Annotated in this window: 20 protein-coding genes and 1 pseudogene; 17 read left to right on the forward strand and 4 right to left on the reverse strand. The window is 33.8% G+C overall.

What is annotated here, in order from left to right:
- The first annotated feature begins 514 nt into the window (after positions 1-514).
- The 12 genes from CW357_RS13795 (at position 515) to CW357_RS13850 (ending at position 13,127) form a co-directional block, all read left to right on the forward strand.
- Complete coding sequence (locus CW357_RS13795) at positions 515-1,267, forward strand: MerR family transcriptional regulator (RefSeq protein WP_124218351.1); 753 nt, start codon at positions 515-517, stop codon at positions 1,265-1,267.
- A 157-nt stretch (positions 1,268-1,424) separates the two neighbouring features.
- Positions 1,425-1,919 (forward strand): TraR/DksA C4-type zinc finger protein, encoded by a 495-nt coding sequence (locus tag CW357_RS13800; RefSeq protein ID WP_119416914.1) that lies wholly within the window; start codon positions 1,425-1,427, stop codon positions 1,917-1,919.
- A 132-nt stretch (positions 1,920-2,051) separates the two neighbouring features.
- Positions 2,052-2,990 carry a dipeptidase gene (locus tag CW357_RS13805; RefSeq protein ID WP_119416913.1) on the forward strand — a complete coding sequence of 313 codons (939 nt, stop codon included), beginning with the start codon at positions 2,052-2,054 and terminating at the stop codon, positions 2,988-2,990.
- A 142-nt stretch (positions 2,991-3,132) separates the two neighbouring features.
- Positions 3,133-4,521: an isochorismate synthase gene (locus tag CW357_RS13810; protein WP_124218352.1), complete on the forward strand. Its 1,389-nt coding sequence runs from the start codon at positions 3,133-3,135 to the stop codon at positions 4,519-4,521.
- Positions 4,514-6,241: a 2-succinyl-5-enolpyruvyl-6-hydroxy-3-cyclohexene-1-carboxylic-acid synthase gene (menD, locus tag CW357_RS13815; protein WP_124218353.1), complete on the forward strand. Its 1,728-nt coding sequence runs from the start codon at positions 4,514-4,516 to the stop codon at positions 6,239-6,241. Before CW357_RS13810 ends, menD begins: the two co-directional genes overlap by 8 nt.
- Entirely contained in the window at positions 6,229-7,053 is an 825-nt protein-coding gene (gene menH, locus CW357_RS13820; protein WP_119416910.1) for a 2-succinyl-6-hydroxy-2,4-cyclohexadiene-1-carboxylate synthase, read from the forward strand. Before menD ends, menH begins: the two co-directional genes overlap by 13 nt.
- Before the next feature lie 11 nt (positions 7,054-7,064).
- On the forward strand, positions 7,065-7,883 hold the full coding sequence (gene menB, locus CW357_RS13825) for a 1,4-dihydroxy-2-naphthoyl-CoA synthase (RefSeq protein ID WP_119416909.1): 819 nt from the start codon (positions 7,065-7,067) through the stop codon (positions 7,881-7,883).
- Positions 7,884-8,066: 183 nt separating this feature from the next.
- On the forward strand, positions 8,067-9,503 hold the full coding sequence (locus tag CW357_RS13830; RefSeq protein ID WP_119416908.1) for an o-succinylbenzoate--CoA ligase: 1,437 nt from the start codon (positions 8,067-8,069) through the stop codon (positions 9,501-9,503).
- Positions 9,504-9,646: 143 nt separating this feature from the next.
- Complete coding sequence (locus tag CW357_RS13835; RefSeq protein ID WP_119416907.1) at positions 9,647-10,600, forward strand: LytTR family transcriptional regulator DNA-binding domain-containing protein; 954 nt, start codon at positions 9,647-9,649, stop codon at positions 10,598-10,600.
- Positions 10,601-10,743: 143 nt separating this feature from the next.
- Positions 10,744-11,592 (forward strand): ABC transporter ATP-binding protein, encoded by an 849-nt coding sequence (locus tag CW357_RS13840; protein WP_119416906.1) that lies wholly within the window; start codon positions 10,744-10,746, stop codon positions 11,590-11,592.
- The gene (locus tag CW357_RS13845) at positions 11,589-12,302 is read left to right on the forward strand and encodes an ABC transporter permease (RefSeq protein ID WP_124218354.1); all 714 of its coding nucleotides are present in this window, start codon (positions 11,589-11,591) and stop codon (positions 12,300-12,302) included. The genes CW357_RS13840 and CW357_RS13845 overlap by 4 nt, the downstream gene beginning before the upstream one ends.
- A gap of 312 nt (positions 12,303-12,614) precedes the next feature.
- A complete protein-coding gene (locus tag CW357_RS13850; protein ID WP_164489608.1) occupies positions 12,615-13,127 on the forward strand; it encodes a hypothetical protein in 513 nt (170 codons plus the stop codon).
- 148 nt (positions 13,128-13,275) lie between these two features.
- Here CW357_RS13850 and CW357_RS13855 read toward each other — a convergent pair whose 3' ends face one another.
- On the reverse strand, positions 13,276-14,154 hold the full coding sequence (locus CW357_RS13855) for a LysR family transcriptional regulator (RefSeq protein ID WP_124218356.1): 879 nt from the start codon (positions 14,152-14,154) through the stop codon (positions 13,276-13,278).
- A 116-nt stretch (positions 14,155-14,270) separates the two neighbouring features.
- Between CW357_RS13855 and CW357_RS13860 the strand changes: the two genes are divergently transcribed.
- The 4 genes and pseudogenes from CW357_RS13860 (at position 14,271) to CW357_RS13870 (ending at position 15,867) form a co-directional block, all read left to right on the forward strand.
- Positions 14,271-14,597 carry a GlpM family protein gene (locus CW357_RS13860; RefSeq protein WP_119416902.1) on the forward strand — a complete coding sequence of 109 codons (327 nt, stop codon included), beginning with the start codon at positions 14,271-14,273 and terminating at the stop codon, positions 14,595-14,597.
- A gap of 120 nt (positions 14,598-14,717) precedes the next feature.
- Positions 14,718-14,948: pseudogene (locus CW357_RS18755) on the forward strand (manganese efflux pump); the annotation flags it as partial.
- Positions 14,940-15,290: a manganese efflux pump gene (locus tag CW357_RS18760; protein WP_256386330.1), complete on the forward strand. Its 351-nt coding sequence runs from the start codon at positions 14,940-14,942 to the stop codon at positions 15,288-15,290. The pseudogene CW357_RS18755 and the gene CW357_RS18760, both read left to right, overlap by 9 nt.
- Before the next feature lie 139 nt (positions 15,291-15,429).
- On the forward strand, positions 15,430-15,867 hold the full coding sequence (locus tag CW357_RS13870) for a Dps family protein (protein WP_119416900.1): 438 nt from the start codon (positions 15,430-15,432) through the stop codon (positions 15,865-15,867).
- Between the two features lie 126 nt (positions 15,868-15,993).
- Here CW357_RS13870 and CW357_RS13875 read toward each other — a convergent pair whose 3' ends face one another.
- The 3 genes from CW357_RS13875 to CW357_RS18305 form a co-directional block, all read right to left on the reverse strand.
- Positions 15,994-16,956, reverse strand: coding sequence for a metal ABC transporter solute-binding protein, Zn/Mn family (locus tag CW357_RS13875; protein ID WP_124218357.1), 963 nt, complete (start codon positions 16,954-16,956; stop codon positions 15,994-15,996).
- Positions 16,957-17,054: 98 nt separating this feature from the next.
- Complete coding sequence (yidD, locus tag CW357_RS13880; protein ID WP_119416898.1) at positions 17,055-17,288, reverse strand: membrane protein insertion efficiency factor YidD; 234 nt, start codon at positions 17,286-17,288, stop codon at positions 17,055-17,057.
- Positions 17,285-17,455, reverse strand: coding sequence for a hypothetical protein (locus CW357_RS18305; RefSeq protein ID WP_164489609.1), 171 nt, complete (start codon positions 17,453-17,455; stop codon positions 17,285-17,287). Before CW357_RS18305 ends, yidD begins: the two co-directional genes overlap by 4 nt.
- A gap of 242 nt (positions 17,456-17,697) precedes the next feature.
- Here CW357_RS18305 and CW357_RS13885 point away from each other — a divergent pair, with 242 nt between their 5' ends.
- Entirely contained in the window at positions 17,698-18,540 is an 843-nt protein-coding gene (locus CW357_RS13885; RefSeq protein WP_241155105.1) for a M15 family metallopeptidase, read from the forward strand.
- Positions 18,541-18,560 lie beyond the last annotated feature (20 nt).

Here is an 18,560-nt window from a genome sequence, read left to right on the forward strand (position 1 = left end):
GTCCCCACCCCAACTATTTACAAAGAGCCATAATATTTTTGCCTGTAATACATTAAAAAGTCGATTTCTAAGTCATGGAGAAGCGAGTTGTGATAAAGGAAGAGTGAGTTGTGATAAAGAAGCTGAGTTGTGATAAAGGAAGCCTGAGTTGTGATAAAGGAAGCCTGAGTTGTGATAAAGAGAGCCCGAGTTGTGATAAAGGAAGAGTGAGTTGTGATAAAGGNGAAGCTTGAGTTGTGATAAAAAGACACAGCTAATTGTAATAAACCCAGCAGAAACACCATCAACAATCCTTGCTGTTAAAACAAAACAAATACAATAATTTAAGAAAGCTTTCAATCTTGAATTACTCCCCACTTATAGAAGTCCACTTACTCATTGAGCTAGGCTCTTACACATTCCTTGAAGAGGGAGTCCTCTGTCGGAAAATGATAAAAAGTAATTTAAAAATGCATATAACAGTATTGACCTTTACGTTACGTCAATCTGTATATTGAAGGTATGGGGTGATTATATGGAATATACCATTCAGCAACTTGCTATACTTTCTGGAGTTACTACTAGGACTCTACGTTATTACGATCAAATTAATTTACTTAAACCATTAAGGTTTACTAAGTCGGGGTATCGTATATATGGAGAATACGAAGTGCAATTATTGCAACAAATTTTGTTGTATCGCGAACTAGGTTTGAAATTGGAAAAAATCAAAGAAATCGTAAATGAATCAAAATTTGATATAAAAAGTGCATTACAGGAACATCAAAAGAAATTACTAAAAGAACGATCAATAATCGAAAAAATGTTACTTAATGTTGAGAAGACAATTCAATCTTTGGAAGGAGAATATGAAATGAAAGATCATGAACGATTTGAAGGTTTAAAGGATAAAATGATTCAAGAAAATGAGAAATGTTATGGCGATGAAATTCGTGAAAAGTATGGTAATAATGTAGTAGATGAATCGAATAAAAAATTACTAGGAATGACCGAAGAAGTATTTGAAGAAAATCAAATTCTAGAAAAAAGAATAATTGATTTGTTAAAAGAGGCTATGATAAACGGTGATGTTCGGGATATAAAGGCACAGGAAGCTGTAAAATGTCACAAGGAATGGTTAACGCATTATTGGCCATCCTATTCTAAAGAAGCGCATAAGGGACTTGCGGATTTATATGTAGCAGACGAGAGATTTACGGCTTATTATGATCAACACCAAAAAGGTATGACCAAATTTTTACGAGATGCAATATATGCAAACGTTTAAAAAGAGAAAGGAACTCTGACTATAGAGTTCCTTTTTAATATACATATTCTTTCTTATTCAAATGTATTTCAATCATGAAAATAGATTATTCGTAAAAATATGTGCTTTGAAAAAAGAAATTTGGGGCATAAATAGTACAGAATGGAGGTTTAAGTTAATGACAGATCAACAATTACACACATTAAAAAAATTATTAACAGATGAACAAAAAAGGATTAAAGCAAGACCAGATAACGATGAAATATTTGAGTCGACAGAGTTATCTAATTATGATAATCATCCAGCCGACCAAGCTACTGACATGATGGATTCAGCAACTGAATTGGCGATGGACAAGTTTAACGAATTTCAATTAGATAATATTGAAAAAGCTCTAAAAGCAATAGATGATGGCACCTATGGACATTGCATAGTGTGTGGCATCGAAATCCCCTTTGAGCGGATGGAAGCAATGCCAACTACATTAACTTGTATAGAGCATTCCGAAAGAACTGCTGGTACACAAGAACGCCCTGTAGAAGAAGAAATTTTAAATGCGACAACTTCTGATCCAAGTAATTTAAAGGACTACCGAATAGATGGTGAAGATAGTTTCCTTGTAGTCGAGGAATATGGCTCTTCAGACACTCCATCTGATGTAGGATACGATTAAAGACAACCCATACATTTATTATAAAATTAGGTAAAGCCAACTGAAAGTAAATTTTCTGTTGGTTTTTCTTATGGATATCTAATATGTAGCTAGAAAGTTCTAATATAATAATATAAAAAAGTAGGTGCATATATGAAGATTATCGATTTACATTGTGATGTATTAGGTAAGTTAACGAAAGCTGACCCACCCATTAAATTTTCCTCTGCTATTCAACTACAAGCAAGTAAGGAAAAACTACAAGCAGGTCAGGTCGTGATACAAGATTTTGCTATCTTTATAGGAGAAGATGTTCCACAAGCCGATAAATTTACCGAGGCTATGCGACAAGTTGAGTTATTTTATACAAATGTATTACAGCCCAATCCTGATGTAATCCATATAACAGATTGGAAACAGGTATATACATTAAAAGAAGGACAAATAGGGGCAATATTAAGTTTAGAGGGCTGTGATGCAATTGGAGAAGACCTTTTAAAGTTGCAAACCCTTCTAGATGCAGGTGTAAAATTAGTTGGTCTAACATGGAATTTTGAAAATAGTGTGGCTTATGGGGCAGAAGAAAATCCGAATCAGGGACTGAAGCCATTCGGTAAAGAAGTCATTGAATTATTAAATGATAAAGATATTATTATTGATGTATCACATCTCAACGAAAAAAGTTTTTGGGATGTTTTGCCTTTATCAAAGCATTTGATAGCGAGTCATTCAAATGCAAGAGCCTTGTGTAATCATACTAGAAATTTATCAGATGAGCAGGCAATCGCATTAGTAAAACAAGGTGGTCATATTCACGTTGTATATTATCCACCGTTTATTAAAGAAGGTACAGACGATGTCACTATTGATGATTTGGTTAAACATGTGAAATATTTGGCTGAATTAGTGGGGATTGAGCATATAGGGTTAGGATCTGATTTTGATGGGATTGATAGAACGGTTATTGGTCTTGAAAATGCATCCAAATCGCAAAATTTAATCTTAACATTATTACAGCACTTTTCAGAAGATGAAGTGAAGATGATTGCAAATGAGAATTTTCTTCGATATATACAAAAACAGGGTATATAGAATTATCTATATGCCTTATTTATTTTGTAGAAATAAAAAGGTAAATAAGTGCTGAATTTTATAGAAAGATGTATGATAGTATAGGATAACGAAGGATGTACGAGTAGATAAGTATATCAATCTACTGACGGAGGGAATTTTCATGAATCGTAAGTTGTCGACAACAACCGGCGACCAAATTGAAACTGAGACAGAAAAGTCGACACTAAAATTTTTTACAGAAACAATTGAAGTGAATCGATTATCAGCGTTGGCATTTTTTGAAGCAGGGGAAGAGTCCTTTGCAAATCAGAGATATTATTGGCAAAATCGCGAGAAAACGTTTACATTAGTAGGTTTGGGTTATGCACATATTATAACAAGTCATTCAACAGACCAACGTTTTGATGATGTGGAACAACAATGGAAAAAGCTAACACAGCATATTGTAACAAATGACAAAGAGTTACAACCGATTCTGTTTGGCGGTTTTACCTTTGATCCTGAAAATGGTGTTTCAGGTGAATGGGAAGGCATGCCACCAGCATTTTTTGTAGTTGCTACATATCAACTAGTTATACGTAATGATCATGTTTATATTAGTACAAACTATATTGCAGAACAGGAAAATCCGCAAATATTAAACGAACTATGTAAAAAACGTGACGAACTTATGCATACGGCACAAGTAAAAGCATTGAAAACATATGCTAAACCAAAAGTGAAAAGTAGTTTTGAACCTTTTAAAGAAGAATATTTAGAATCTATTCATCAAGTGACTTCTTTAATTCGTCAAAAAGAAGCTGATAAAGTGGTAATCGCACGGTCACTTGCTTTAGAATTCGAAAAAGAAGTATCATCACCAAATGTTTTGTCTCAAATAATTTTAGAACAACCAGAAAGTTATTTGTTTGGGCTAGAACACAATGAAAAGTTGTTTTTTGGTGCTTCGCCTGAACGCTTAGTAAAAGTCGAAAATTCTTATGCTTACTCTTCGTGTGTTGCAGGTTCTGTAAAACGTGGTAAAACTGCAGAAGAAGATGAAGGCTTAGGACAAAGTTTGTTAAATGATGCAAAGAATCGTTCAGAACATCAATATGTTGTGGATATGATTGGACATACATTTAAAGAAAACTGCGCAAGCTATACTATTCCATCAGAGCCAAGACTTTTGAAGATAAGAGATATTCAACATTTATATACACCTGTAGAAGGACACTTAAAAAATGGTGCGACAATTTTACAATTAGTAAAAACATTGCATCCAACACCAGCATTAGGCGGTGTACCACGTATGAAAGCTATGGAAGTCATTCGTAAATATGAACCGATGAATCGTGGTTTGTATGCAGCACCGATTGGCTGGTTAGATGCAAATGGAAATGGAGAATTTGCAGTTGCAATTCGTTCTGCATTATTGCATCAAGATAAAGCTTATTTATATGCAGGTGGTGGAATTGTTGCAGATTCACAGCCGCAAAGTGAATATGAAGAAACACTTGTGAAATTCCGTCCGATGATTCGTGCTTTAGGAGGACAATTACATGAATAACAAAGAGATTCTAACAAGCTATGTATATAAGCTTGTTGCATCTTTATATCAAGCAGGGGTAAAGGATGTTGTAGTAAGTCCAGGTTCACGTTCAACACCTTTAGCATATGCTTTTGCACATACAAAAGAATTTAAAATGTACAGACAAGTTGACGAAAGATCAGCTGCATTTCTAGCTTTAGGGATAGCGAAAGTAAGTGCAAATCCAGTTGTTCTTATTTGTACATCAGGTACTGCAGCGGCTAATTATTTTCCAGCAATTGTAGAAGCGAAGTTAGCTAGAACACCTTTAATCGTATTAACCGCAGACAGACCTCATGAGCTTCGTGAGGTAGGAGCACCGCAAGCAATAACACAACCTAATTTATATGGCAATCAAGTAAAATGGTCAGTTGATTTTCCAATACCGGACGAGTCACCAAACACTTTGCCATTTATCGAACGTCATATTGCGCGAGCTGTTGCAATTGCGACAACAGCACCAGTAGGACCTGTACATGTCAACGTACCATTCAGAGAGCCTTTGTTAATAGACTTTCCTAAACAATTACCAACAGTGTCATTCATAGAAAGTATGCCACAAGAAATTCGTCCAAATGAGCATGCTATGAATATGTTGAAAACTATAATTGGACATGCCGAAAAAGGGATTCTAATTATGGGAGAAATGGCTCAAAATACAGATTTGAATATTATTTGGGACTTTATTCGCCATTTGAAATGGCCGGTTCTTGTAGAAAGTCTTTCTCATCTACGTGGAAATGTGCCAAATGATTGCGCAGATTTTGTCATTGACCAGTATGATGCTCTTTTGAAAAATTCAACATTTAAACAAGTAGCAGCTGCAGATACTGTAATACGTTTTGGTGCACAACCAGTTTCAAAACCGTTGATGCAATTTTTAAGTAATGTTCAGCCAAAAACTTACTTGGTTATTGATGAGGATCCAATGTTTAGGGACTCATTAGCTATTACGACACATCATATTCAAGCACAAATAGGCAGCTGGTTAAATGATGTTACGATCACCAATTTAAGCACTGATAGCGACTATGTACAAAACTGGTTGGAAGCCAATGAAATAGCCTCTCACCATGTGAAAGAATACATCCAAAGTGAATCTGATGAAGGCGCTTTAGCAGCAACGTTATTTGAGCATTTACCTGACCATTGTAATTTATTTGCAAGTAGTAGTATGCCAATCCGTGATGTAGATACGTTTTTCTATAAAACAAATAAAGATGTGCGTATTTATGCTAATCGCGGTGCAAACGGAATTGATGGCGTTGTTTCAACAGCAATTGGTACACAATTAGCAACAAATAGACATTCGTATTTATTAATAGGAGATTTAGCATTTTTACATGATTCAAATGGATTAATAGCTAGCCGTTATCAAAATTGTGATATCACAATTGTTGTGATGAATAATAATGGTGGTGGCATTTTCTCTTATCTTTCACAGGCAACTGTAGAAGATTATTATGAAGAGTTATTTGGTACCCCTTCTGATTTGCAATTTTCGGATTTAGCAAGAATGTACGATGCTCAATATGATGTCATTCACTCAAAAGAAAAGTTTGTACAGGTACTTGAATCCCCTAAAGTAAAACCTGTCCGTATTATCGAAGTGGTAACAAATCGATCAGTTAATGTCCAATCTCATCGAAATTTATGGGACTCTATTAGTAAGGAGTTAGATGAAAAATGGCAAGCGTAATGACATCTGTAAGAGATTTAAATGTACATTACCAAATTATAAATCCTCAAGCTGAAAAAACGCTTGTTTTCTTACATGGCTTCACAGGTAGTACAAAGACATGGGATGAGGTAATTGAGTCATTTGAAGAAACTTATCGTATTATTACTATAGATTTGATTGGTCATGGGTTATCGGATGCTCCATATATCGTCAAAAGATATTCGATGGAAGAACAAGTTGAATTATTGCATGACTTTTTTGAAGCAAGACGTATTCCGTCATTTACTCTAATTGGTTATTCAATGGGAGGACGTGTAGCGCTCGCTTTTACGATGAAATATGCGGAAATGGTTGACCAGCTAATTTTAGAAAGTTCTTCACCTGGACTTAAAACAGAAGAAGAACGTGAAGCGAGAAGAAAAAGTGATCGTGCATTAGCAGAAAAAATTGAAAAGTATGGACTAGATGCTTTTGTGGAACAATGGGAGAACATTCCTCTTTTTGAATCACAAAAAAAATTGTCAGAATCAAAACAACAAGCAATACGAGAAGAAAGATTAAGCCAACGTGTAGTTGGTTTAGCCAATAGTTTGCGTGGCATGGGAACTGGATCACAACCATCCTTTTGGGGTGATTTGCAGAACTTTACAAAGTCTGTACTATTGATAACAGGTGAATTAGATAAAAAATTCCAACAAAAGGCCAATGATATGAAGGAAAGATTCTTATATTGCAAAAATGTAATCGTATCAGGTGTTGGCCATGCAATACATGTGGAAAATCCACAAATCTTTGCTACAATAATAGAGAAACACCTAGAAACAATATAGGAGGATTTATAATGACTCGTGAATGGATAACAGAACATGTCTACGAAGATATCAAATATGAATCTTATAACGGCATTGCTAAAATTACTATTAACCGTCCAGAAGTAAGAAATGCATTTCGTCCAAAAACAACTGCAGAAATGATCGATGCATTTACTCGTGCTCGCGACGATGCAAAAATTGGTGCAATTATCTTAACTGGTGAAGGCGAAAAAGCATTCTGCTCAGGCGGAGACCAAAAAGTACGTGGTAACGGTGGTTATGTTGGTGAAGACAATATTCCTCGCCTAAATGTACTTGATCTACAAACTTTAATCCGTAAAATTCCAAAACCAGTAGTAGCAATGGTTGCAGGATATGCAATCGGCGGTGGACATGTACTGCATATCGTATGTGATTTAACAATCGCTGCTGAAAATGCTCGTTTTGGACAAACTGGACCAAAAGTAGGTTCATTTGACGCTGGTTACGGTGCAGGCTATTTAGCACGTATCGTTGGACATAAAAAAGCTCGTGAAATTTGGTATTTATGTCGTCAATACGACGCGCAAGAAGCATTAGACATGGGTCTTGTAAATACAGTAGTACCTTATGAAAAACTTGAAGATACTACAGTAGAATGGTGTGAAGAAATGCTTAAAAAATCACCAACTGCTCTACGTTTCTTAAAAGCTTCATTTAACGCAGATACAGATGGTCTTGCTGGTTTACAACAATTAGGTGGAGACGCTACTTTACTTTACTACACAACAGATGAAGCAAAAGAAGGTCGCGACGCATTTAAAGAAAAACGTGATCCAGACTTCGGTCAATTCCCACGTTTCCCATAATAGAATGAATTGTCTATAGAAAGCTACTCTCGTTTGAGAGTAGTTTTTTATTTACTGCTTAAATTGTAGCAATAATAGTAAAAGTAATATCCTTGCACGTATACCTTTGATACGAGCTTTTTCATTTTCTGTTACTATAATGATATGATTATCTTAATGATTTTTTTATAAGGGTGACAAAAAATGATTCCAAATTGGATTTTACAGCGTTCAACACTAACCCCGGAACAAGTAGCAGTAAGTTTCGAAGGTCAGTCTTGGACATATAAAGAGATAAATGATTTAGCATTACGATATGCTTCAAAACTAGAAGCACTAGGCATTAAAGCGCATGATCGTGTAGCTATTTTTGCAACATCTACACCACAAATTATTTTCATGATTTGTGGCTGTATGCATTTACAATGTGAAATGGTACTTCTCAATCTGCGTTTAAGTAAAACAGAATTAGCTTATCAAATTCAAGATTCAGAGGCAGTTGCAATATTAGTAGAAGATGAATTGCTAAATAAGTTGCCGGAAACAGCTTCACCAATTCATTCATTTTCTAAAGTCTCAGATGTATCTGCAATAGCATTTACACCAACAGATGAATGGGATGAAAATGATACAATGACGATTATGTATACATCTGGTACAACAGGTTTTCCAAAAGGGGTCCGTCAAACTGTGGGCAATCATGTATCAAGTGCAACATCCTCCCTCTATAATACAGGTCTTGTTGAAGATGATACATGGTTATGTACAGTTCCACTTTTTCATATTAGTGGGTTTTCTATGTTGTGTAAATGTTTACTGCATGGTGTACGCTTAGAACTTTTGAAAAAATTTGATGTTGAAAAGGTAGTCGATTTTCTAGTAGATGGTACTGTAACACGTATGTCTGTTGTAGCTTTCACATTAGAGCGCATATTAACAGAATTAGAGCATCGTGATGCATACGTATCTGATAAATTCCAAACAATGCTTGCAGGGGGCGGACCTGTACCAATCGATTATTTAAAACGCGCTATCAAACGACATATTCAAATTTCACAGACATATGGCATGACCGAAACATCCTCACAAACAGCAACTTTATCAAGTAAAGATGCATTGCGGAAAATTGGTTCTGCAGGAAAACCATTATTTTTTAATCAAATCCGAATAGAAAATGCAAAGGCAACATTTGAGCAAGGCGAAATATTAATACGAGGGAAACATGTAACACCTGGTTATGTGGGACGTTTTTCAGATAAACCTTCTCAACAAGATGGTTGGTTGCATAGTGGAGATATTGGTTATTTTGATGATGAAGGGTACTTATTTGTAGTGGATCGCCGGTCAGATTTAATCATTTCTGGTGGAGAAAATATATATCCCGCAGAAATAGAAAACGTCTTAACATCTCATCCATCTGTTCGAGAAGTAGGTGTTTGTGGAGTAGAAGATGACAAATGGGGACAAGTTCCAAATGCATTTGTGGTATTGAATAATAATGTAGAAGTGAACGAACTCCTGGTATACTGCAAAGAACATTTGGCGGGTTACAAAGTGCCAAATAAAATTTATATTGTTGATGAACTTCCTAGAAACGGTTCAAATAAACTATTACGTAGGAAATTGAAGGAATTAATATAAAAATATAGAATTGAATAATAAGCCCATAGATATGAAAAAGTCATCTATGGGCTTTTTTATATGAAATATGGACTAATCAAGCTAATGGGGGTTTTTGCTTTATATACATATTTCAAAATAAACACGAAAGGATTTTGAATATTATGGAAAAATTTCAACAACCAATTAAAATTCCTACAATAACAACATTTGATGGTAGAATGCTTTTACCATCTTTTCAATTACCATTAACTTCAGGTGAAATTGTAGGAATGCATTTAGATGTTTTTCAAATTGATTGTCTCCTAAAATATCTTCAACATTATTCTAATATGAATATATTCTTTCGACAGGAAGGACATTACGAAAGAATGACTATATTCGAAAGTCTGAAATTCGAGAAAAAATTATATAACTCTAATATTGAAATCGATGATGCTCTGAACATTACGGGATTATTAAAAGCGAAAAAATTGAAAATAAAAAATTTATCCTATTCACAATTGCAAAGAGTTAAACTTGCTAAATTACTTATTCATGAAAAGCCAATACATATTATTGAAGAGCCATATCAAAATTTAGATATTGAAACAAAGCGTATTGTAGAACGTACTTTGAATTTCTTGAAGGAGAAAGGATACACAATATGTCTTTTGTCTGCAAGTTTAGAAGACTTAATGATTTCGACAAATAGTGTATTTCGTATAGAAGATACAGGGTTAGAAAAGTTTGATTTGCAAGAGGAAAATTCGATTGATATGAAGGTAGATAAGCAAGCTATTAAATTAGAGAAGATTCCAACGAAGATCAAAGATAAATTGGTATTATTTAATCCACCTGAAATTGATTATATTGAAAGCGTCGAAGGAGAAGTGAATGTATTTGTTACTGGAGTAGCGTATCCGTGTTCCTTAACGTTAAGTGAGTTAGAAAGACGATTAATACACTTTGGCTTTTTTAGATGCCACCGTTCATATATTGTAAATCTGCAAAAAGTAAGAGAAGTTATAACATGGTCAAAAAACAGTTATAGCTTGGTTTTATCAGGTAAAGAAAGACTAAATGTACCACTTTCAAGATCTAAATTAGTCGAATTAAAGGAAATCATAGGAATATAAATATTTCTCAGGAAATAATTGTTGCTAATCACGGATTAAATGGTACTGTTCATCGACATATAATGCAATTCATCAATATTTTGATGTGTAATGATTAAATCTTATGTATGCTAATTTCAAGGACATATTAGGAGGTTTATAAAATGGGGGAAGTTATAAAAGTAAATCATTTACAAAAGAAGTTTAAAAGTGAGTACGCATTACAGGATGTTTCTTTTGAAATAGAAAAGGGAGAAATTTTTGGCTTTCTTGGTCCAAGTGGATCTGGAAAAACGACTACGATTAAAATTTTGACGGGGCAGTTATCACCGACAAATGGTGATGTAAAAGTCTTTAAGCAGGATATTTCTTTTTTAAAATCACCTGAAGCACGGCAACGATTGGGTATTTTATCAGATAATAGCGGTCTATATGATCGGTTAACTATTGAAGAAAATTTGGATTTATATAGAAAAATATATAACTTGAAGGAAAATTCTGTTAAAAAATCTCTTGAATTTGTGAATTTATATAGCGATAGAAAAAAACACATTAACAAGCTATCAAAAGGTATGAGACAGCGTGTACTGCTAGCTCGTACAATCTTGCATCAACCAGATCTATTATTTTTAGATGAGCCTACATCTGCTTTAGATCCTGTAAATAAGTTTCATATTTATGAAGGGCTAAGGAGATTAAATGCAGAAGGTACTACAGTTTTTTTAACAACTCATGATATGGCTGAAGCAGATACTCTTTGCAATCGAATTGCCTTTTTAAACAACGGTAAGATTTGTGCGATTGGAACACCGAAAGAGTTAAAAAAGCAATATGCCGATGATACCTTAACGGTTGAATTAAAAAATGGTCAACAAGAAACAATCAGTAAAGGGGCAACAGATGCTAATAAAATGTTCGACTGGATGCAAAAAAATCTGGTTGAAAGAGTGTCTACAAATGAACCTAGCTTAGGGGAAATATTCGTCCAAGTAACAGGGAGGAAATTAGTATGAATTTATCTATGAAAAGAATGCAAGCAATCTTAGTAAAAGATTATAAAGAATTCTCGCGAAATCTAGCTGTATCTTCAACAATTTTGGTACCTTTGGTCATTGCTCTTTTTTACTCGCGAATGGGTATTGATACAATCCAAGTGCATCTTATGGCTATTAATATGACTTTTTCTCTTGTTGCAACCTACATTCAATGTTGTTTAATCGCAGAAGAGAAAGAAAAAAACACATTAAGAAATTTGATGTTATCTCCTGCAACAATTCCTGAAATTTTAATAGGGAAAAGTATGTTAACATTTATCATTACGATTCTAATTTTAACAGGTTCAATCCTTTTAACGGGATATAATCCTGGAAATACGTTGATTATGATTATAGCGTTCCTATTATCAAGTATATTCTATATTACTATAGGAACATTACTAGGTTTGATTGCTAAAACTGTTATGGAATCTTCTGTTATTGTAATGCCTGTTTTCTTCCTATTTTCAATAGGACCTTTTGCAAGTGCATTTGTAGAAAAGTATCCGGTATTAAAAGTGATTGAATGGCTACCTAGTACACAACTAATCAATCTAGCAGAATCGCTCGAAAATAATTTTAAAGTCGGAGATTTAGTCCAACCATTTGGTCTTATAAGCTTGTGGATAATTATCGTGATGATCCTGACTGTTATTGTGTATAACAAGCGGATGAAGGATGATATATAGTGAGATTTTTAAGGGGCTTATTTATTTCAAGAATAAGCCTCTTAATTTAAGTATTATTATATGTGCCAATCCACGAATATCAGGGGTTAATCCACGCAAAATGATGAGTAATCCACGCTGTTCAGCATCCAATCCACGCAAATTGGAAATCAATCCACGCGTTATCAAATTGAATCCACGTTCCGAACAATTTAAGTGATTTTTGTCAGAATTGTGACAGCAACTATGTTTATCATGTTTCTTAACATATTTGTACATTATATGATTGCAAAATTAGTAGTTCAAAAAAATTAATAGTCATAGGATGATGGTTTGTCCCATACAACTATATTAATGGATGTTATATGGAAAAGTTTCTATATAGAATTGCTAATAGTCTTAGAAAAATACGTAATCATCATTGGAGGAGATACTATCATTAAAAAAATCTTACTTGAATTTCGAAATGAATTATCTGTAATCGTAACAGGTGTAGCTATTTTACTTTTCACATCTTTAAAAACGCATCAGATTCACCCAGAGATTATATTAGCAGCAATTTTTTTAATGATTGTACAATACATTTGTTTAATAATGGTGCAACCTAAAAGGGCTCGTATGGACATTGAAATACAAAGCTTCTTGACCATTTTTACATGGGTTTTATATATTCCGATATTCGTTACTTCTGCAGAATATTTAGTTAATCCAAGCTTGTTTTACTTTATTAGATTTTGTGCAATTGTTGAGTTGTCTTATGTACTTATAACGGTTTGCGTGATTGCTACCGTCAACTATCAATCAAAAAAACAAGCACCATCTAAAAAAGAAATCCTAGGTGAATAAGATAAAAAGGCGTGTCTGATTTTAGATACGTCTTTTGTTACAATAATGGAGCAAATACTTATAGCAGGAAAGTCGTTATCAAAGGAAGGTTGCCCTTTAAGCTTTTCTAAGTACGGGACACCCCTGGACATAAGCCCTTTTATGCATGTTAATAATTTTCTTGAACCCAATCTTGTAAAAAAGGAATGAATTTTTTAGTCGATGGGGAGAGATTATTTACAGTTGAGGTCGTTAGAATACCGAGTGTCCGAACATAATTCCCCTCAATCGGCTTAGCGCAAAGCTCTGGTAGATGTTCTTTTATCAATAATTCGGAAAGTAAACTAATACCTAAACCCTTTTTTACCATGGCAATAATTGCTTCATCACCACGAATTTGATACGCAATATGGGGAGTGATTTTAGCTTGCTTGAAGATAAATTGCACATCATGATGGGAATCTTCATAAGGCATGATGCAAGGTTCTTCTGAAAAAGCTTTAAGTGGAATGGAATCACATGTAGCTAACCGATGATCTTTAGGTAGAATGGCAAGCATTCGATCCTGCATTAAAGGGATAAAATGAGGATGTTCGTCGATTTGTGTTGTTCCAATTGCAAAGTCAATCTTCCCGCTCTCTAACCATAGTTTAATCTCTTGAGAATTTCCTTCGTATAATTGAACTTCAATTTTGGGGTATTTTGTATTGAATAAATTTAAAACCGTTGGCATCCAGTGTACACAAACACTTGTATATGCCCCAATTTGAATTTTCCCACTATCTAAGCCGTTAATATCATTGACCATTTCGTTTAGAAGTTGTGAACCTTTCAGTATTTCGTGCATGATTGGCAACAGCGCTTTTCCGTTTTCTGTAGGTTTGACTCCATTTTTCCCTCTTATTAAAAGTGAAAATCCATAGTCCATTTCCAAACTGCTAATCATATGACTAATACTAGGTTGTGTGTAATCAAGTTGTTCGGCAGCTTTTGTTAAGCTTCCATATTCGACTGCAGTTACGAATGCTTTTATTTTATTGATCGACATGATATCACCATCTATAAATTTTTTCTATACTTATCATTCAAAACATTAAGTTTACTTATGAAAAAAATAACATTACAATGGCAACAAATCAATAATAGTTGTTAGGAGTAATAGTCGTGGGATATGTAATACAATTTATCATCGGTGGCACTGTCATGATGCTTGCTGCTATGTTAAGCAAATCGAAATTCTTGTTTTTATCAGGCATCATAACACTTTTACCGATCATGACCTTAATGAACCTAAATTTACAAGTGCATAATATGACGCCAAAAGCTTTTCATATTACACAACGCAATGGGATTGTTGGAGCAGTAGGTATGGTTGTTTTAGTAGTTGGAATCTATTTATTGACTAATTGGTTTAAACCAGGTCAATCTGTATTAATCGGTTGTGCTGTATATATCTTGTTTATGGTCGGATCGAAATTTTTAATAGCATAAGGGGAAAAGGATTAAGAAGATTTTAGCTTCTAAATCCTTTTTTTACATTCATTATAATTTGGAGAGCAAAAAATTTATCCCTGCATATGATGAGTTGAGTGCGTTACAAATAGGGAGGATTCTATGCATTGGATTACGATTATTTTAGTTGGAATTGCTGCAAATTTAGATAATTTAGGTATAGGTCTTGCTTATGGTGTCAAAAAGACGAAAATACCTTTTGCGTCTAATCTGACAATTGCAGTAGTATCAATGATTGTTACTTATTTATCGGTTTTGCTTGGGAGTGTGTTGATAGAATTTATCTCACAAGAAAAAGCGAATATTGTAGGATGTATTTTGTTGTGTGTAATTGGTTTATATACGATTGTCTCGAATAATTTTGCATGTGCAAAATCAGAGGAGAATTTAGAAAAAATTGATAAGGATCAAAATAATATTATCTCGATTAGAGAAGCAATTGTTTTAGGTCTAATTTTATCAATAAATTGTATTGGTGGAGGAATAGGAATAGGTGCGAATGGTATTTCAGCTATCTTTACAGTGATATCTATAGGATTCTTTTCGCTTTTGACATTTGCAATTGGAGGACATTTTGGACTTATTCTCTCAAAGACGTTTATTGGCAAAAATTCTACATTAATATCAGGAGTAATCTTAATCGGCATTGGAATTTTTGAAATGTTTATATAAAACTTTTCTTAAATGTGTTGTAAGAGACGAGTTGTTGTTACTAATAATTAGAATTATTTCTTTTTGATTTCTTATGTTTAGCTTCCGAATATTAGTGGAATATTAAATAAGAAATTAAAAAAGAAATAGGAGTGTTTTAATGATGTCTGAATTACAGCTTCAACTAAACCAACTCGTTGCATCGTGGTCTGTACTGTATACAAAGCTTCATAATTTCCATTGGTATGTAAAAGGACCTTCTTTTTTCACATTACATGAAAAATTTGAGGAATTGTACAATGAAGCGTCAAGTCATCTGGATGATATTGCAGAGCGCATATTAGCTTTAGGAGGACAACCCGTTGCCACTTTAAAAGAGCATCTCGAAATTTCAGAGATAAAAGAGGTATCAGGAAGTGAAACTGCTGAACAAATGGTCAAGATTTTGATTCAAGATTTTGAAATTATGATGAAGAATCTTAAAAAGGGAATGTCTGAAGCAGCAAATGAAAATGATGACATGACTGAGGATTTGTTAAATTCGATTAATCAGAGCTTAGAAAAGCATGTGTGGATGTTGAAAGCATTTGTATCTTAAAGTCATTTTTCAATGAGGATGGTAGAATCTTGATTCGACCACCGAAGAAGTAATACACATAAAAATTTATATAAAAATAGGGGCAGCCACGTAAGTTTTTGACTTATTGGACGCCCCTTTTCTATATTATTTCTCCAAAGCTTTCTTAAATGTTTCGATATTTTGATGCATTATTGTAAAATAGTCTTCCTTGTTTTTAATGTTATCGGTTGTAAGTACGCTTAAATTATTTAATGTAAGCGGCTCAGCACCAATATCTTTTTCAATAACTTTTGCTAAATTAGATGAGACATTTTGTTCGAATAATACATAGTGAATATCTTCTTTTTTGGCTTGGTCGACGATTTTAGTAAGTTCTTTTTGTGATGGTTCGTCTTGTGAATTTAAACCAGCTACTGAGATTTGGCTAAGGCCATATGTTCCAGCAATATAACCAAAGGCTGCATGTGAGACAAAGAATGTCTTTCTCTTTGCTTGATCTGACATAGCTTTAAAGTCTTTATCTAATGCTTTTAAGTCTTTTACAAGTGAATCATAGTTTTTTTCGAAATCTGCTTTGTTATCTGGTTGAGCTTTTACTAGTTCATCTTTAATAGAAAGAGCAAGGTCTTGGCTAATAATGGGCGATAGCCAGACATGTGGATCGACTTGGTCATTGCCATGATGATGTTCTTCAGTAGCATGATCCTCATCTTCATGACCGGTACTTACAGCTAGTTTATCCTTAGATACATTTGCAGCTGTTTCTACAAATTGAACATTTTCACTTTTTAAAGATTTTTGTGCGTTTTCTACGAATCCTTCAAGTCCTAGTCCGATATAGAAAAAGTAGTCTGCATCGGCGATATTCATCATATCTCTTTGTGTAGGCTCAAAAGTATGCTCGTTTGATCCTGGTGGGTAAATAGAAGATACTTCTACATGATTGCCACCAATACGTTTTGCGAAGTATTCTAGTGGATATACGGTTGTATAAATTTTCAGTTTGCCATTTTGGTCTTTTGTAGTATTAGCTTTTTTGTCTGCTCCGCATGCAGCAGTGAAAACAGCTAATAGGGCAATTAAAAAAATGGAAAAGAATTTTTTCATTTTCACACCTCGTAAATAGTAATGATTACGGTTTATTTTTAGAACAATTACTACTATACAAGATTTCTAGTAAAAAGACAATAGAAAAACCTCCAAAATTATTTCTTTTTTGGAGGCCATTCTTCAGGTACCGGATCATATCCACCTTTACAAAATGGTTGGCAGCGTAAAATCCTATTGATTGTTAAATATCCGCCTTTCAATACACCATGTTTTTCAATAGCTTCAATTCCGTAATTGGAACATGTTGGATAGAAGCGACAGCTTGGTGGTTTCAAAGGTGAAATCACCTTTTGATAAAAGCGAATTGGTAATATAAATAGCTTTTTCACTTCAACTCTTCTTTCTTCGAATAGTTATTGAAATTCTCAGCTGGTTTCGGATCAATTGTTTTATGGGAATTTTTTTTATTGTTTTTGGCTATAAAGTATATTAATACGCTAGCCAATACCACTGTCAGTACGACAACTGGCATAATTGCAATCCACGCAACAGACATTATGATCACTCCATTTTTAATTCATCTTTATTTTACTAAAATTTTAAATATAGTTATAGTATAGTGCTTAGTGAATGATATGAACTGTGAACGTTTCATGAAAGCTAACTGAAAATTTTACTTACTGAAGATTATTTTTAGATAATATAGTGAAATGTGAGATTGCATACAATTATTTCAAAAAGTAAAATGGATAATATAAATACTATATAAAGAAATTAGAGGCGGATTTTGTGAAAATAATGACATTACTGATTGCAGGTTGTTTAAGTTTTACACTATTAATGGGAGGAGTTGAGTCGGGAGTGATTTCTTCAACAACAGCAGAGGCAGCAACAATACAAAAAGTAGAAAAAACTTTAAAAGCAACAGCGCAATTGAATATTCGTAAAGGTGCTGGGGTAAAATATTCGAAGATTGGTCAAATAGATCAAGGCGTTTTCGTTAAAGCAACGCAGTATTATAAAGGTTGGTACAAGGTAACTTATAATGGAAAAACAGGTTGGGCCTCTGCAAAATATTTAAAAAATGCGCCGGCCGATTATAAAGAAGCTGGATTAGTGGAGTTAACTGAAAAAGATGGTTTTGTTATTGACCTACACTATGCGACGAAGAGTAATTTTATGGGATACCGATTATATCCAAAAAAAGCGAAGGCACTAATGACAAAATCTACAGCAAAAAAATTAAAAAAAGCTAACAAGCTGGCAAATAAAAAAGGGTATAAGATTAAAATTTGGGATGCATATCGTCCCTTAAGTGTGCAGTGGGAAATGTGGTATAAGATTCAAAATCATATGTATGTAGCTTACCCATTATTGGATTCAAAACACAGTAAGGGAGTAAGTGTTGATGTAACATTGGTTGATAAAAAGGGCAGAGAACTAACTATGCCAACTAAATTTGATTCATTTTCAAAAAAGGCTGGTCGTACATATAAAAAGAATTCTAAAAAGGCACAGAAAAATATGAATTTCTTAACAAGAATCATGACTGAAGTTGGTTTTACAACAATTAGTTCTGAATGGTGGCATTACAATGACAAAAATGTTAATCATCCTACACTTGATGTACCCGTAAAATAATACAACAGTCCGCATAATAT

Origin of the sequence: Rummeliibacillus sp. TYF005, assembly GCF_003844195.1 — a bacterium.
Classification (GTDB): Bacteria; Bacillota; Bacilli; order Bacillales_A; family Planococcaceae; genus Rummeliibacillus.